The following is a 14,932-nucleotide window of genomic DNA, read 5'->3' on the forward strand; positions in this document are numbered from 1 at the left end:
CCGGTTGTACGAGCGGCTCCGACGCCTCGCCGGAGCCGGAGCCGACGGCCACGCCCTCCCGGTCGGTAGCCGTGGCCCAGGTGTGCGCCCATCCCGAGGCCGGTCCGGTGACCGCGCCGGCGGGCGCGGTCACCGTCGACCCGGCGGTGGTCGGCGACCTGGAGGCGAAGACCAGGAACAGCCCCCCGAACACCACGTTCTGGCTGCTCCCGGGCAGGCACACCCTCGAACCGGACCGCTACGCCCAGGTCATGGCCAAGGAGGGGGACACCTACCTCGGCGCGCCGGGCGCGGTGCTCGACGGCCGCGGGACCAACAACTACGCGTTCAGCGGCACCGCCCCCGGCGTCACCATCCGCTACCTGACCGTGCAGGGTTTCGTCGCGCCGCACGACGAGGGCGTGGTCAACCACGACATGGCCGACGGCTGGGTGATCGAGCACGCGACGATCCGGAACAACTCCGGCGCCGGGCTGATGGCCGGTGCCCGCCAGCAGGTCCGCGCCAGCTGCCTGCGCGACAACGGACAGTACGGAATGAACGCGTACAAGACCGGCGACTCCATCAAGGGCCTGCTGGTCGAGGGCAACGAGGTCGTGGGCAACAACACCGACGACTGGGAGCGGAAGGAGCCGGGCTGCGGTTGCAGCGGAGGCATCAAGTTCTGGGCCGTCGACGGCGCCGACATCCGCGGCAACTGGGTGCACGACAACCGCGGAACCGGGTTGTGGGCGGACAACGACAACAACGACTTCCGCATCGAGGACAACGTGCTGGAGGCCAACGACGGTGCCGCGCTGATGTACGAGACCAGCTACAACGCGGTCATCCGTAACAACACGATCCGGCGCAACAACTGGGTCGAGGGCCGCCGGCACGCCGCGGACGGCGACGACTTCCCGCACGCGGCCGTCTACGTGTCGGAGGCCGGCGGCGAACCCCGCGTCCCGGCCCGCACGGACAAGCTGGAGATCGACCACAACGTGCTGGAGGACAACTGGTCCGGGATCACCCTGTGGGAGAACGCCGACCGGTTCTGCAACAGCCCGGCCAACACCTCGACCGGCTACTGCACGCTGCTGGTGAAGGACACCCAGCGCTGCGCGAAGCCCGCGATCGACACCGCCCCGCTCTACGCCGACTGTCGGTGGAAGACCCAGCGGGTGGACATCCACGACAACCGCTTCGCCCTCGACACGTCCGTCGTCAGGTGCGGCGCGGAGTGCGGCCGCATGGCGGTGCTCTCCAACTACGGCACCTATCCGGACTGGTCGCCGTACAAGGGCAAGCTGGTGTCCGAGGCGATCACCCTCAAGCAGGACAACCGCTGGCACGACAACGTCTACCGCGGACCGTGGAGCTTCGTCGCCGACGACCCGGGTCGGCCGCTCGACTCCGCGCAGTGGCAGGGCGTGCCGTACCAGCAGGACACGGGCAGCACCTTCGCCGCGCAGGACGGTGGTTGAGGTGCGCGGCGACCATGGGCGCGACGGGGGGATCCCGGTCATCACGCGGCCCGGCGCCCAACCACGCCCTGACGGCACGCCGAAGGCCGTCTGGATCGTCTGGGCGCTGCTGGGCCTCAACACGCTGGGCTCCGCCGGGGCGAAGACCATCGTCACGATCCCCCGCTCCCTCATCCAGATGGCCACCATGGGCTCGCTGGTCTCCGCGTTCGCGCTGGCCCTCGTGCTCAACCTGCGGCTGCGCGTGCGGGCCAACGCCTTCCTGTTCCTGCTCACCATGCTGCTGGTGCCGAGCGTGATCTCCAGCCTGAAGCTGGAGGTCGGGTTCGGCGCGCTGTTCCGCTGCGCCCGGCTGGCGATCTTCATCTCCACGCTGTGGCTGACCAGCCGCTGGTGGGCCGACGGCATGCTGTTCGTCCGGACCCACATCCGGATGTACTACGCGGTGCTCGTGTCGGTCGCCGCCGGCCTGCTCATCTCACCGGGCACGGCCATGCCCGAGTACTACGGCGGGCGCCTGGTCGGCGCGCTGTGGCCGCTCACCCCGCCGCAGATCGGGCAGTACTCCGCGGTGATCATCGGGCTCACCGTGCTGCTCCTGCTGGACCGCCGTACCACCGGGGCCGGCGCGGCGGTGATCATCGTGCCGTCCTTCGTCCTGCTCGCGATGACCCACACCCGCACGGCCACGATCGGCATGCTCGTCGGGCTGGCGCTGGCGATCGCCTCGCTGCTCCTGACCAGCGCCGCCGCCCGCCGGTTCTTCGCCTGGGCGGTGGTGTGCGCCACGGTGGCGGCGGTGGCGTTCGCCTCCGCGCTGCAGACGTGGTTCATGCGCGGACAGAGCAAGGAGAACTTCTCCAACCTCACCGGCCGGGCCAAGGTCTGGGACGCCCTGCTGACGGAGCCCCGGACGATCCCGGAGAAGGTGTTCGGCATCGGCCTGGGCGACAAGTCGTTCGGCGGGCTGCCGATCGACAACAGCTGGCTGGCCGTCTACAACGAACAGGGTCTGCTCGGCATCGCCGTCGTGGCGGCGGTCCTCCTCGCGCTGGGCGGGGTCGCGTTGCTGCGTCCACCGTCGCTGTCGAGGGCCTGCGCGATCTACCTGATCACCTACGTCGCGATGTCGTCCTACACCGAGGCCGGGCTCGGCGACGCCTCGCCGTACCTGCTGCACCTGGCCCTGGCTGCCGCGCTGCTCGCGACGCCCGCTGAGGCCACGCCCTTGACGACACCCCTGACCACGCCCCTGCCAACGTCCTCGCCAACGCCCTTGACAACGCGCGCAGTCCCGCGACGACGCATCCCGCGCCGGGACCGGAACCGGGAGGTGACCTGACCATGCACGTCCTCGTGGTGCACAACCGCTACTCCTCGGCGCAGCCGAGCGGGGAGAACAGGGTCGTCGACGAGGAGGTGGCGCTGCTGCGCGCGGCCGGCCACCGGGTCGAGCTGTTCGAGCGGCGCAGCGACGACATCGCCGCCCGGTCCCTGCTCGGCAAGGCCGCGGTGCCGCTGCTCGTGCCGTGGAACCCCGCGGTCCGCGCGAAGCTCGCGGCCCGGCTGCGCGCCGAGCGGCCGGACGTGGTGCACGTCCACAACGTCTTCCCGCTCGTGTCGCCGGCGGTGCTGGCCGCCTGCGCCGACGTCGGCGTGCCCGTCGTCGCCACGCTGCACAACTACGCCCAGGTCTGCCCGCCGGGCACGCTGCACCGGGACGGCCGGAAGTGCACCGAGTGCGTCGGGTCGGTGGCCGCGCTGCCCGCCGTCCGGCACGGCTGCTACCGCGGCTCCCGGCTGGCGACGGTGCCGCTGGCGGTCAGCCTGTCGGTCAACCGGCGGCGGTGGTGGTCCGGCGTGGAGCGGTTCTTCTGCATCTCCGCGGCGCAGCGCGACCTCCTGGTGCGGTCCGGCATGCCGGCCGAGCGGCTGATGGTGAAGCACAACTTCGTGCCCGACCCGGGCCCCCGCCGCGAGGGCGCCGGCGAGCACCTGCTCTTCCTCGGCCGGCTCGCGGAGTCCAAGGGCGTGCGGCTGCTCATGGAAGCGTGGGACGCGATCGCGGCGGACGGCGGTGTCGGTGTGCCGCTCGTGCTCGCCGGCGCGGGGCCGCTGGAGGCCGAGGTGACGGCCTGGGCGGCGGGCCGGGACGACGTGCGCTACGTCGGCCTGTACGACCCGGCCCAGTGCCGGCAGGCCGTCGCGCGGTCGGTCGCCGTGGTGGCCCCCTCGATGGCCCCGGAGACGTTCGGCCTGGTGGTCGCGGAGGCGATGGCGGCGAAGGTCCCGGCCGTCGCCGCCGGTCACGGCGGCTTCGTCGAGCTGGTCGAGGACGGAGTGACCGGGCTGCTGCACCGGCCGGGCGAGGCGGCCTCGCTCGCGTCCTGCCTGCGCCGGATCACGGCCGAGCCGGACCGCAACCAGGAGCTGGGCCGGGCGGCCCGGCTCCGCTACGAGCAGCGGTTCAGCCCGGCCGTCGGGCTGGAGCGCCTGGTGGAGGGGTACCGCACCGCGATCGCGGTGCGGCCCGGCGGCGCGAACGGCGCGCCACCGGTGGGAAACGGAAACGAGGGCTCGCGGCGGGGCGTCCGCGCGGGCCGGGATGGGGACGGTCAATGACACGATGCCGACTCTGCGGCTCGGCGGCGATGGGGAGCGTCGTCGACCTGGGGGCGACCCCGCCGTGCGAGAGCTTCCTCGCCGCGGACCAACTGGACCGGCCGGAGCCGGCGTACCCGCTGCACCTGCGGGTCTGCACCGACTGCTGGCTCGCGCAGATCCCCCCGCTGATCACGCCGGAGGAGACGTTCACGCAGTACGCGTACTTCTCCTCCTACTCGACCTCCTGGGTGGAGCACGCCCGCACGTTCGTCGACGGCGCCGTCCGGCGGCTGGGCCTCGGCCCCGACGCCTTCGTGGTCGAGGTCGCGAGCAACGACGGGTACCTGCTCGGGCACGTGGTGGAGCGGGGGATCCGCTGCCTCGGTATCGAACCGTCGGTGAACGTCGGCGCCGCGGCGCGGGAGGCGGGTGTGCCCACGCTCACGGAGTTCCTGGACCCGGCCACCGGCTCGGCCGTCCGCGCCGAGCACGGCCCGGCGGACCTGGTCGTGGCCAACAACGTGTACGCGCACATCCCCGACGTGGTCGGGTTCACCCGGGGGCTGCGCGCCCTGGTGGCCGACGACGGCTGGGTCTCCATCGAGGTGCAGCACCTGCTGACCCTGATCGAGGAGAACCAGTACGACACCATCTACCACGAGCACTTCCAGTACTACACGGTCGCGTCCGCGACCCGGGCGCTGGCGAGCGGCGGCCTCGCACTCGTGGACGTCGAACTGCTGCCCACGCACGGCGGCTCCATCCGGCTGTGGGCCCGGCCGACCGAGGCGGCCGGCGAGCCGACCCGGCGGGTCGCCGAGGTGCTGGACCGGGAGAAGGCCGCCGGGCTCCAGGAGCTGTCCGGGTACACCGAGTTCTCCGCCCGGGTGGCCAAGGTGCGCAGGGACCTCCTGAAGTTCCTCATCGAGGCGGCCGAGCGCGGCGAGACGGTCGTCGGCTACGGCGCCCCGGGCAAGGGCAACACCCTGCTCAACCACTGCGGCATCCGGCCCGACCTGCTCCCGTACACCGTCGACCGCAACCCCTACAAGCACGGCAGGTTCACCCCGGGCACCCGCATCCCGATCCTGCCGCCCGAGCGGATCAGCACCGACCGGCCCGACTACGTGCTCGTCCTCCCGTGGAACCTGCGGGCCGAGCTGACCGAGCAGTTGTCCTTCGTGCACGAGTGGGGCGGCCGACTGGTCTTCCCCATCCCGGAACTGAGCATTGTCGAGGTCAAGCCGTGAAGGTCGTCCTGTTCTGCGGCGGTTACGGGCTGCGCATGCGCAGCGGAGCGTCCGACGACGTGCCCAAGCCGATGGCGATGGTCGGCCCGCGCCCGCTGATCTGGCACGTCATGCGCTACTACGCGTACTACGGGCACACCGAGTTCATCCTGTGCCTCGGGTACGGGGCCCACCACATCAAGCGGTTCTTCCTCGACTACGAGGAGACGACCTCCAACGACTTCGTGCTGCGGGGCGGGAAGGCCGAACTGCTGTCCACCGACATCGCCTCCTGGACGATCACCTTCGCGCAGACCGGCATCGAGTCGCCGATCGGCGAGCGGCTGCGCCGGGTGCGCCACCACCTGGACGGCGACGAGATGTTCCTCGCCAACTACGCCGACGTGCTCACCGACGCCCCGCTGCCGGAGATGATCGACCGGTTCGCCGTACGCGACGCCGGTGCGTCGATGCTGGTGGTGCCGCCGCAGTCCTCGTTCCACTGCGTGGAGTTGGGCGAGGACGGCCTGGTGGGGGGCATCACCGCGGTGAGCGACATGCCGCTGTGGGAGAACGGCGGCTACTTCGTGCTCCGCCAGGAGGTCTTCGACCACATCCCGGAGAACGGCGACCTGGTCGCCGACGGATGCGCGGGACTGGCCAAGCACGGCCGACTGGTGGCCCACCAGCACCGGGGCTTCTGGAAGCCGACCGACACCGTGAAGGAGCGGGCCGCGCTCGACGCCGCCTACACCCGGGGCGACCGCCCGTGGGCCGTGTGGGAGCGGGACGGCGCCGGGGTGAGGACCGCGTGATCCGGCTCGGGGCCGGGCGCCCGGAGCGGATCGTCGCGGTGGGGGCGCACTGCGACGACATCGCCATCGGCGCCGGCGGCACGCTGCTGACGATGTGCCTGGCACAGCCGGGCGTCCGCGTTGATGCGCTGGTGCTCTCCGGCGGTGGCGGCGAACGGGAGCAGGAGGAGCGGGCCGCGCTCGCCGCCTTCTGCCCGGGCGCCGAACTGCGCCTGACCGTCCTCAAGTCGCCGGACGGCCACCTGCCCGCGCACTGGGAGGAGGCCAAGGCCGCGGTCGAGGAACTGCGCGCGCGGACCGAGCCGGACCTGGTCCTCGCACCGCGCACCGAGGACGCGCACCAGGACCACCGCGGCCTGGCGAAGCTGGTCACCACCGCGTTCCGCGACCACCTGGTGCTCGGCTACGAGATCGTCAAGTGGGACGGCGACCTCGGCCGCCCGGTCGCGTACCAGCCGCTGCCACCGGAGGTCGCCGAACAGAAGGTGCGGCTGTTGCAGGAGCACTACCCCTCGCAGCGGCACCGGCCCTGGTACGACCGGGAGGCCTTCCTGGGCCTCGCCCGGATCCGCGGCATCGAATGCCACGCGCGCTACGCCGAGGCGTTCGCCGTCACCAAACTCGTTCTCAACCTGGGGGGTTGAACCATGCGCGTACTGCTGACCGGACACCAGGGCTACCTGGGCACCGTGATGGCCCCGGTCCTCGCCGAGGCCGGGCACGAGGTCCTCGGGCTGGACGCCGGCCTGTTCGCGGACTGCGTCCTCGGCCCGACGCCCGCCGACCCGCCGGGGCGGCGGGTGGACCTGCGCGACGTCACGGCCGAGCACGTGGCCGGGGTGGACGCCGTGATCCACCTGGCCGCGCTCTCCAACGACCCGCTGGGCTCGCTGGCCCCGGACCTCACCTACGACATCAACCACCACGCCTCCGTACGGCTGGCGAAACTCGCCCGCGACGCCGGGGTGCGGCGCTTCCTGTACGCCTCCACCTGCTCGGTCTACGGCGCCGCCGGCGGCGACGACCTGGTGACCGAGGACGCCCCGCTGCGCCCGGTGACGCCGTACGCGGAGTCCAAGGTACGGGTGGAGGACGACCTCCACGAGCTGGCCGACGACGACTTCACCCCGGTGTACCTGCGCAACGCCACCGCCTTCGGCTACTCGCCCCGGCTGCGCGCCGACATCGTGCTGAACAACCTGGTGGGCCACGCGCTGCTGTCCGGCGAGGTGCTGGTGCTCTCCGACGGAACCCCGTGGCGCCCGCTGGTGCACGCCGCCGACATCGCCCGGGCCTTCGCCGCCGCGCTGACCGCGCCCCGGGAGGCGGTGCACGACCGGGCCTTCAACATCGGCAGCGAGGTCAACAACGTGACGGTCGCCGAGATCGCCGAGCAGGTCGCCGAGGCGGTCGAGGGCTCGAAGGTCCGGATCACGGGGGAGAGCGGGGCCGATCCCCGGTCGTACCGGGTGGACTTCTCCCGGTTCCGCGCCGCGATCCCCGGCTTCGACTGCGAGTGGACGGTGCAGCGGGGCGCGCTCGAACTCGCCGACGCCTACCGGAAGTTCGAGCTGACCCGGGAGAGCTTCGAGCAGCGCTTCACCCGGCTCGCCGTACTGCGCTCCGCCACCGAGGCCGGCACCGTCGACGACACCCTGCGCAGGCGCCGATGACCGGGCTCGGCGAGGAGATGCACGCGCTGGTCGAGCGGCTGTACCCGCTCTGCCGGAGCATCACCGGCGACGGGGTGCGCGCCACCCTGGACATCGTCGGCGAGTACCTCCCGCTCCAGGTGCACGAGGTGCCCACCGGCACGCGGGTGCTCGACTGGACGGTGCCGCAGGAGTGGAACATCCGCGACGCGTACGTCGCCGACGCGGCCGGCAACCGGGTCGTCGACTTCGCCGCGTCCAGCCTGCACGTGCTCGGCTACAGCGTGCCGGTGGCGGCGACCATGCCGCTGAGCGAGCTGCGCGCACACCTCTTCACCCTGCCGGACCAGCCGACCCTGGTGCCGTACCGCACCAGCTACTACGCGCCGCAGTGGGGGTTCTGCCTGGCCCAGGAGACCCTGGACGCGCTGCCGGAGGGCGAGTACGAGGTGCGCATCGACTCCACTCTCGCGGACGGCCACCTCACCTACGCCGAACACGTCGTCCCCGGGCAGGTCGCCGACGAGGTGATCATCTCCTGCCACGTCTGCCACCCGTCGCTGGCCAACGACAACCTGGCGGGCATCGCGGTCGCGACGTACCTGGCGCGCGAGTTGGCCGAGCGGGAGCCGTACTACACCTACCGGTTCATCTTCGCGCCCGGCACCATCGGGGCGATCACCTGGTTGGCCCGCAACCGGGAGCGGGTGGAGCGGGTCAAGCACGGGCTGGTGCTGGCCTGCGCCGGCGACTCGGGCCGGCTGACGTACAAGCAGAGCAGGCGCGGCGACGCGGAGATCGACCGGGTGCTGCGGCACGTGCTGCTCGCCTCCGAACGCCCGCACCACGTCACCGAGTTCACCCCGTACGGCTACGACGAGCGGCAGTACTGCTCGCCCGGGTTCGACCTCGGCGTCGGTTCGCTCACCCGGACCCCGTACGCCGGGTACCCCGAGTACCACACCTCGGCGGACAACCCGGAGTTCGTCAAGCCGGAGGCGATGGAGGACACCCTCGCGGTCTGCCGCGAGGCCTTCGCCGTCCTCGACCGCAACCGCAGGTACGTCAACCTCAGCCCGTACGGCGAGCCGCAGTTGGGTCGGCGCGGGCTGTACGACTCGCTCGGCGGGCGCAGCGACGCCAAGCAGGCCCAGCTGGCCATGCTCTGGGTGCTCAGCATGTCCGACGGCGAGCACAGCCTGCTGGACGTCGCCGAACGGTCCGGGCTGCCGTTCGACACCGTCGCCGTCGCGGCCGGCGCCCTGGAGGGCGCCGGGCTGATCAAGGCGTGACGCCGATGACCACCGAGGGGGTGGAGACGACGGCGGCCGGTCCGCCCGGGGAAGCCGGGCGGACCGGCAAGCGGACCGGCAAGCGGACCGGCAAGCGGACCGGCAAGCGGACCGGCAAGCGGGGCGTCCTCGGCCGGGTGTCCTGGGGGCTGGCCGACCAGGCGGTCACCAGCATGATCAACTTCGCGGTGGGCATCTACGTCGCCCGCGAGCTGGGGGTCCACGCGTTCGGCGTGTTCAGCCTCGCCTGGTTGACCTACGGCGTGGTGCTCAACGTCTCCCGCGGGCTGGCCACCGACCCGCTCATGGTGCGGTTCAGCGGCGTACCGGACGCGCTCTGGCGCGCGGCGGCGGCCCGGTCCTCGGGGACCGCTCTCGCCGTCGGCTCCACCCTCGGCACCCTGTGCCTGCTGGTCGGCCTCGGCCTCGGCGGTGACGTGGGGACGGCCTTCGCCTGCCTCGGCGTCGCCCTGCCGGCGCTGCTGCTCCAGGACTCCCGGCGGTTCGCGTTCTTCGCCGCCGGCACCGGGCGGAAGGCGTTCGCCAACGACCTCGTCCAGGGCGTCGCGCTCGTCCCGGCCATGGTCGTGGCGGCCCGGGTCGGCACCGTGGCCGCCTTCGTGCTGGCCTGGGGAGCCGCCGCCGCGGCAGCGGCCGGGTACGGCTTCCTCCAGTCCGGCATCCGGCCCCGGCTGACCCAGGCCCGCGGCTGGCTGCGCGAGCAGCGCGACCTCGGCAGCCGCTACCTCGTCGAGAACGTCAGCCTCAGCGGCGCGAGCCAGCTGCGGGCGTACGGGCTCGGCGCGATCGCCGGGGTCGGCGCGGTGGGCGCGGTGCGGGGCGCCGAGCTCCTGCTCGGCCCGTTCCTGGCCCTGCTGATGGGGCTGTCGCTGGTCACCGTCGCGGAGGCGGCCCGGGTGCTGCGGCAGACCCCCGAGCGACTCGGCCGGTTCTGCCTCCAGCTGGGCGGCGGGCAGGCCGCCGCCGCCCTGCTGTGGGGCGCGGCGCTGCTGCTGATGCCGGACCGCCTCGGCGAACTCGTCCTCGGCGACGTCTGGCACTCCGCCTCCCGGCTCATCGTGCCCGCCACCCTCGGCGTCGCCGGCGCCGGTCTCGGCAGCGGCGCGGCGGCCGGGCTGCGCGCGCTCGCCGCGGCCCGGCGCAGCCTGCGCTGCCAACTCTTCGCCTCCGCCTGCTACCTCGGCGGCGGGCTCGGCGGCGCCGCCCTGGCCGGCACGGTCGGCTCCGCCTGGGGCGTCGCCTCCGCCACCGCCTGCGGCTCGGCCCTGTGGTGGCTGCAACTGCGAGCCGCCCTGCGCGAGCACCACCGCAATCCCGTTCCCGAAGTGAGGACCACATGACCGCCGTTCCCCGGCTGAGCATCGGCCTGCCCGTCTACAACGGCGAGGAGTACCTCGCCGAATCGCTCGACGCCCTGCTCGGCCAGACCTACGAGGACTTCGAGCTGGTCATCTCCGACAACGCCTCGACCGACGCGACCCAGGACATCTGCCGCGAGTACGCCGCACGGGACTCGCGCATCCGCTACATCCGGCTGCCCCGCAACGTCGGCGCCGCGCCGAACCACAACTACGTGTTCACCCAGTGCCGCGGCGAACTGTTCAAGTGGGCCTCGCACGACGACCTGTACGCCCGGGACCTGCTGCGGCGCTGCGTGGAGGCGCTCGACGAGCAGCCCCACGTGATCCTCGCCCACTCCGGCCAGGCGGTCATCGACGGCGACGGCAAGGTGAAGGTCCCCTACGAGTACGGCCTCGCCACCGACTCGCCGTCCGCGCCGGTGCGCTTCCGCAGCATGCTGTTCGAGCCCGGCGGCGACGACTTCTACGGGGTGATGCGGGCCGACGTGCTGCGCCGGGTCAAACCGCACGACAGCTACCACCACGCGGACCGCACCTTCGTCACCGAGATCGGCCTGCACGGGCCCTTCCACCAGGTGCCCGAGCTGCTGTACTTCCGCCGCGACCACCCCACCCGCGCCGAACGGGCCAACCCCTCCAAGCGCTCCCGGTGCGTCAACCTGGACCCGCGCCGGGCGGGCCTGCTGCACCCGACGCCCCGGCTGCTCGCCGAGTACGTCTGGGGTTTCGTCGCGGCGATCCGGCGGGCGCCGCTGTCCGCGCGGGACCGGCGCGCCTGCTACGGCCACCTGGCCTCCTGGATGACCAGCCGGGCGCGGCCGGGCGCCAGCGAGCGGGTCGAGGACCGGGCCCCCGTCGTGCCGGCCGAGCTCGCCGTCTCCCTCGACGCCCTCGTGGCCGGACGCGAGGGGAGGCGGGCATGACGTCCGCCGGCCGAACCCCGGTGCGCGTCGGAGTGTTCGGCCTGCTCGGCTCCGGCAACCTCGGCAACGACGGGTCGCTGGAGGCCGTGCTCGGCCACCTCCGGGCCGAACACCCGGAGGCGGTCGTGGACGCGCTGTGCGGCGGCCCCGAGGTCGTCACGGCCCGGTACCGGATCCCCGCGACGAGGCTGCACTGGTACGGCGGGGAGTACCGGACCGCGTCGCGGGCGGGCGCGATCGCGGGCAAGGGCCTGGGCAAACTCGTCGACGCCGTCCGCACCGCCGCCTGGGTACGCCGCCACGACGTGGTGATCGTGCCGGGCATGGGCGTCCTGGAGGCCACGCTGCCGCTGCGACCGTGGGGCTTCCCGTACGCGCTCTTCCTGCTCTGCGCGTCCGGTCGGCTGTTCGGCACCCGGGTGGCGCTGGTCAGCGTCGGCGCCGCCGAGATCCGCGACCGGCCGGTCCGGGCCCTGGTGCGCTGGTCGGCGCGGCTGGCCGCGTACCGGTCGTACCGGGACACCCCGTCCCGCGACGCGATGCGGGCGATGGGCGTGGACACCGCGCGCGACGAGGTCTACCCGGACCTCGCCTTCGCTCTTCCGACGCCACGGGGGAACGCGCCCTCCGGCTCGCCGGGCCCGGTCTGCGTCGGCGTCATGGCCTTCCACGGCGGCAACGACGACCGCGCCCGGGCCGAGGAGATCCACCGGCGCTACCTCGACGGGACGACCCGCTTCGTCCGCGCGCTGGTCGAGGACGGCCGGCCGGTCCGCCTGCTCACCGGTGACGGGGTCGACGCGCCGGTGGTCGCCGCGATCCTCGACGCGGTGGACTCGCCGCTGGTCACCGCCGCCGAGACGACCTCACTGGCCGACCTGATGGAGGAGGCGGCGGCCGCCGACACCGTGGTGGCGACCCGCTACCACAACCTGATCTGCGCGCTGAAGGCCGGCACACCGACGCTCGCGCTCAGCTACGCGGCCAAGAGCGACGCGCTGATGGCCCGGATGGGGCTGGGCGAGTACCGCCACCCCGCCCGCGAGGTCGACGCCGACCGACTCCTCGAACAGTTCCGGGAGTTGGAGAAGCACTCGGCGGAGCTGCGACGGACCCTGACCGAGCGGAACCAGGCCGCCGCCCGACAGCTCGAAGACCAGTTCACCGCCCTGACCGCCGTCCTCTTCCCGGCGGCCGACAAGGCCCATGCCCAAGCCCTGCGGGAGGCTCCGTGAAAGCGACCGAAGTCCCGGCGATCGCCGGCGCGTACCTGTTCGAACCGACGCCGTACGCCGACGAACGCGGCTTCTTCTGCCGCACCTTCGACGCCGACGTGCTCCGCTCGGTGGGCCTCGACCCGGCGGCCTTCGTCCAGCACAGCGTGTCCCGCTCGGCCGGCGGCGTGCTGCGCGGACTGCACCTGCGCTCCGGCGCCGGGGAGGCCAAGCTGGTGCGCTGCTCGTACGGCGAGGTCTTCGACGTCGTCGTGGACCTGCGGCCGGACTCGCCGACCTACCGGAACCTGGCCTTCTTCGAGCTGTCCGGCGACACGCAGGTCACCGTGTACGTCCCCGCCGGGTGCGCGCACGGCTTCCAGGCGCTGACCGAGACCGCCGACGTCTCCTACCAGATCGACCGTCCGCACGATCCGGCCGAGGACGTGACGATCGCCTTCGACGACCCGGAGCTCGCCGTCCCCTGGCCGCTGCCGGTCACCTCGATGTCCGAGCGGGACCGGGAGGCGCCGAGCCTCGCCGAGGCCCTTGCCGATGCCCCTGTCGAGGCCCTTCGGCCGAAGGAGAAGTGAGGATCCGCATGACCACCGAGGAATTCGCCGAAGAATCCGCCGAAGAATTCCACCTCCCCGAGTCCCGGGCCGCGAACGAGCGGCTGCACGCCGTGATCCCCGGCGGCGCGCACACCTACGCCAAGGGCGACGACCAGTACCCGGAGGGCCTGGCCCCGGTCATCAGCCACGGCCGCGGCGCCCACGTCTGGGACGTCGACGGCAACCGCTACATCGAGTACGGCTCCGGCCTGCGCTCGGTCAGCCTCGGCCACGCCCACCCGCGCGTGCTGGAGGCGGTACGACGGGAACTCGACCGCGGGAGCAACTTCGTCCGGCCGTCCATCGTGGAGGCCGAGGCCGCGGAACGCTTCCTGGACACGGTGCCGACCGCCGAGATGGTGAAGTTCGCGAAGAACGGCTCCGACGTCACCACCGCCGCCGTACGGCTCGCCCGCGCCGTCACCGGGCGCCCGCGGGTGGCCATCTGCGCCGACCACCCCTTCTTCTCCGTCGACGACTGGTTCATCGGCACCACGCCGATGTCCGCCGGCGTCCCGGCGGCGACCACCGAGCTCACCGTGGCGTTCCCCTACGGAGACCTGGCCGCCACGGAGGAACTGCTCACCCGGTACCGGGGCGAGGTCGCCTGCCTGATCCTCGAACCCGCCGGCCACACCGAGCCGCCACCCGGGTACCTCGCCGGCCTGCGCGAGCTGGCGGACCGGCACGGCTGCGTCCTGGTCTTCGACGAGATGATCACCGGCTTCCGCTGGTCCGAGGCGGGCGCCCAGGGCCTGTACGGCGTCGTCCCCGACCTCTCCGCCTTCGGCAAGGCCCTGGGCAACGGGTTCGCCGTCTCCGCGCTCGCCGGGCGCCGCGACCTGATGGAGCGCGGCGGGCTGCGCCACTCCGACGACCGGGTGTTCCTGCTGTCCACCACGCACGGAGCGGAAACCCACTCGCTGGCCGCCGCGATGGCCGTGCAGACCACCTACGTCGAGGAGGGCACCACCGCGCGGCTGCACGCCCTCGGCGAGCGGCTGGCCACCGGTGTCCGCGAGGCCGCGGCCGGCATGGGCGTCGGCGACCACGTCCTCGTCCGGGGCCGGGCCAGCAACCTGGTCTTCGCCACCCTCGACGAGAACCGGCAGCCCTCGCAGCAGTACCGCACCCTGTTCCTGCGCCGGCTCCTCGCGGGCGGGGTGCTGGCCCCCTCGTTCGTGGTGAGTAGCGCGCTCGACGACACCGACATCGACCGCACCATCGAGGTGGTGGCCCAGGCGTGTGCCGTGTACCGGAAGGCACTGGACGCCGCCGACCCCACCCCCTGGATGGCCGGGCGGCCGGTGAAACCCGTGTTCCGCCGCCTCGCCTGACGAAACGTCATCTCACTACTCTCACTACTCTCACTACCCGATCGACCAGCCAAGCGGTCGCCGGCACCACCGCCAGCGCGGTGCACCAGCCGCCGAGCACGTCGGTCGGGTAGTGCGCGCCCAGCGTGACCTGCGCCCAGCCCATGGCGGCGCCGGCCGCCAGCGCCACACCGAGGCCGAGGCCGACCCCCCATCGTCCTCGGCCGCGCGCCACGACCATCGCCACCGCGAGGGCGAGCGCGGTGAAGAAGGCGGTATGCCCACTCGGGTACGACAGGTTCCCGCCGCCGTGGATGGTGCGCCCCACCACGTGCTTGAGCACCGTCGCCGCCCCCACGGCCACGCCGACGCCGACCACGACGAACACCGCCGCGCGCAGACCCCTGCGCAGCAGGCACCCCGTC

General features: G+C 72.8%; 14 protein-coding genes. 13 read left to right on the top strand and 1 reads right to left on the bottom strand.

What is annotated here, in order from left to right:
* The 13 genes from J0670_RS11830 to J0670_RS11890 all read left to right on the top strand — a co-directional run.
* The coding region (locus J0670_RS11830; RefSeq protein ID WP_243436894.1) for a right-handed parallel beta-helix repeat-containing protein at positions 1-1,466 on the top strand (1,466 nt) is incomplete at its 5' end.
* Positions 1,459-2,808: an O-antigen ligase domain-containing protein gene (locus J0670_RS11835; protein ID WP_374223092.1), complete on the top strand. Its 1,350-nt coding sequence runs from the start codon at positions 1,459-1,461 to the stop codon at positions 2,806-2,808. The genes J0670_RS11830 and J0670_RS11835, both read left to right, overlap by 8 nt.
* A gap of 2 nt (positions 2,809-2,810) precedes the next feature.
* Entirely contained in the window at positions 2,811-4,088 is a 1,278-nt protein-coding gene (locus tag J0670_RS11840) for a glycosyltransferase (protein ID WP_207811461.1), read from the top strand.
* Positions 4,085-5,320: a class I SAM-dependent methyltransferase gene (locus J0670_RS11845; RefSeq protein WP_207811462.1), complete on the top strand. Its 1,236-nt coding sequence runs from the start codon at positions 4,085-4,087 to the stop codon at positions 5,318-5,320. Before J0670_RS11840 ends, J0670_RS11845 begins: the two co-directional genes overlap by 4 nt.
* On the top strand, positions 5,317-6,114 hold the full coding sequence (locus J0670_RS11850; protein ID WP_207811463.1) for a glucose-1-phosphate cytidylyltransferase: 798 nt from the start codon (positions 5,317-5,319) through the stop codon (positions 6,112-6,114). The genes J0670_RS11845 and J0670_RS11850 overlap by 4 nt, the downstream gene beginning before the upstream one ends.
* Positions 6,111-6,758: a PIG-L deacetylase family protein gene (locus J0670_RS11855; RefSeq protein ID WP_207811464.1), complete on the top strand. Its 648-nt coding sequence runs from the start codon at positions 6,111-6,113 to the stop codon at positions 6,756-6,758. Before J0670_RS11850 ends, J0670_RS11855 begins: the two co-directional genes overlap by 4 nt.
* 3 nt (positions 6,759-6,761) lie before the next feature.
* Positions 6,762-7,787 carry an NAD(P)-dependent oxidoreductase gene (locus J0670_RS11860; RefSeq protein ID WP_207811465.1) on the top strand — a complete coding sequence of 342 codons (1,026 nt, stop codon included), beginning with the start codon at positions 6,762-6,764 and terminating at the stop codon, positions 7,785-7,787.
* Positions 7,784-9,058, top strand: coding sequence for a DUF4910 domain-containing protein (locus tag J0670_RS11865; RefSeq protein ID WP_207811466.1), 1,275 nt, complete (start codon positions 7,784-7,786; stop codon positions 9,056-9,058). Before J0670_RS11860 ends, J0670_RS11865 begins: the two co-directional genes overlap by 4 nt.
* A 5-nt stretch (positions 9,059-9,063) precedes the next feature.
* The gene (locus J0670_RS11870) at positions 9,064-10,419 is read left to right on the top strand and encodes a hypothetical protein (RefSeq protein WP_207811467.1); all 1,356 of its coding nucleotides are present in this window, start codon (positions 9,064-9,066) and stop codon (positions 10,417-10,419) included.
* Positions 10,416-11,363: a glycosyltransferase family 2 protein gene (locus J0670_RS11875; protein ID WP_207811468.1), complete on the top strand. Its 948-nt coding sequence runs from the start codon at positions 10,416-10,418 to the stop codon at positions 11,361-11,363. Before J0670_RS11870 ends, J0670_RS11875 begins: the two co-directional genes overlap by 4 nt.
* Positions 11,360-12,598 carry a polysaccharide pyruvyl transferase family protein gene (locus tag J0670_RS11880; RefSeq protein WP_207811469.1) on the top strand — a complete coding sequence of 413 codons (1,239 nt, stop codon included), beginning with the start codon at positions 11,360-11,362 and terminating at the stop codon, positions 12,596-12,598. Before J0670_RS11875 ends, J0670_RS11880 begins: the two co-directional genes overlap by 4 nt.
* Positions 12,595-13,170, top strand: coding sequence for a dTDP-4-dehydrorhamnose 3,5-epimerase family protein (locus J0670_RS11885; RefSeq protein WP_207811470.1), 576 nt, complete (start codon positions 12,595-12,597; stop codon positions 13,168-13,170). Before J0670_RS11880 ends, J0670_RS11885 begins: the two co-directional genes overlap by 4 nt.
* Positions 13,171-13,178: 8 nt before the next feature.
* The gene (locus J0670_RS11890; protein ID WP_207811471.1) at positions 13,179-14,528 is read left to right on the top strand and encodes a glutamate-1-semialdehyde 2,1-aminomutase; all 1,350 of its coding nucleotides are present in this window, start codon (positions 13,179-13,181) and stop codon (positions 14,526-14,528) included.
* Between the two features lie 7 nt (positions 14,529-14,535).
* On the opposite strand, the gene J0670_RS11895 is transcribed toward J0670_RS11890, so the two are convergent.
* Positions 14,536-14,932, bottom strand: a 397-nt coding sequence (locus J0670_RS11895) for a phosphatase PAP2 family protein (protein ID WP_207811472.1), incomplete at its 5' end; no start/stop codon positions are given.

The sequence above is a fragment of the Streptomyces sp. FH025 genome, assembly GCF_017427025.1.
In the GTDB taxonomy this organism is placed as follows: domain Bacteria; phylum Actinomycetota; class Actinomycetes; order Streptomycetales; family Streptomycetaceae; genus Kitasatospora.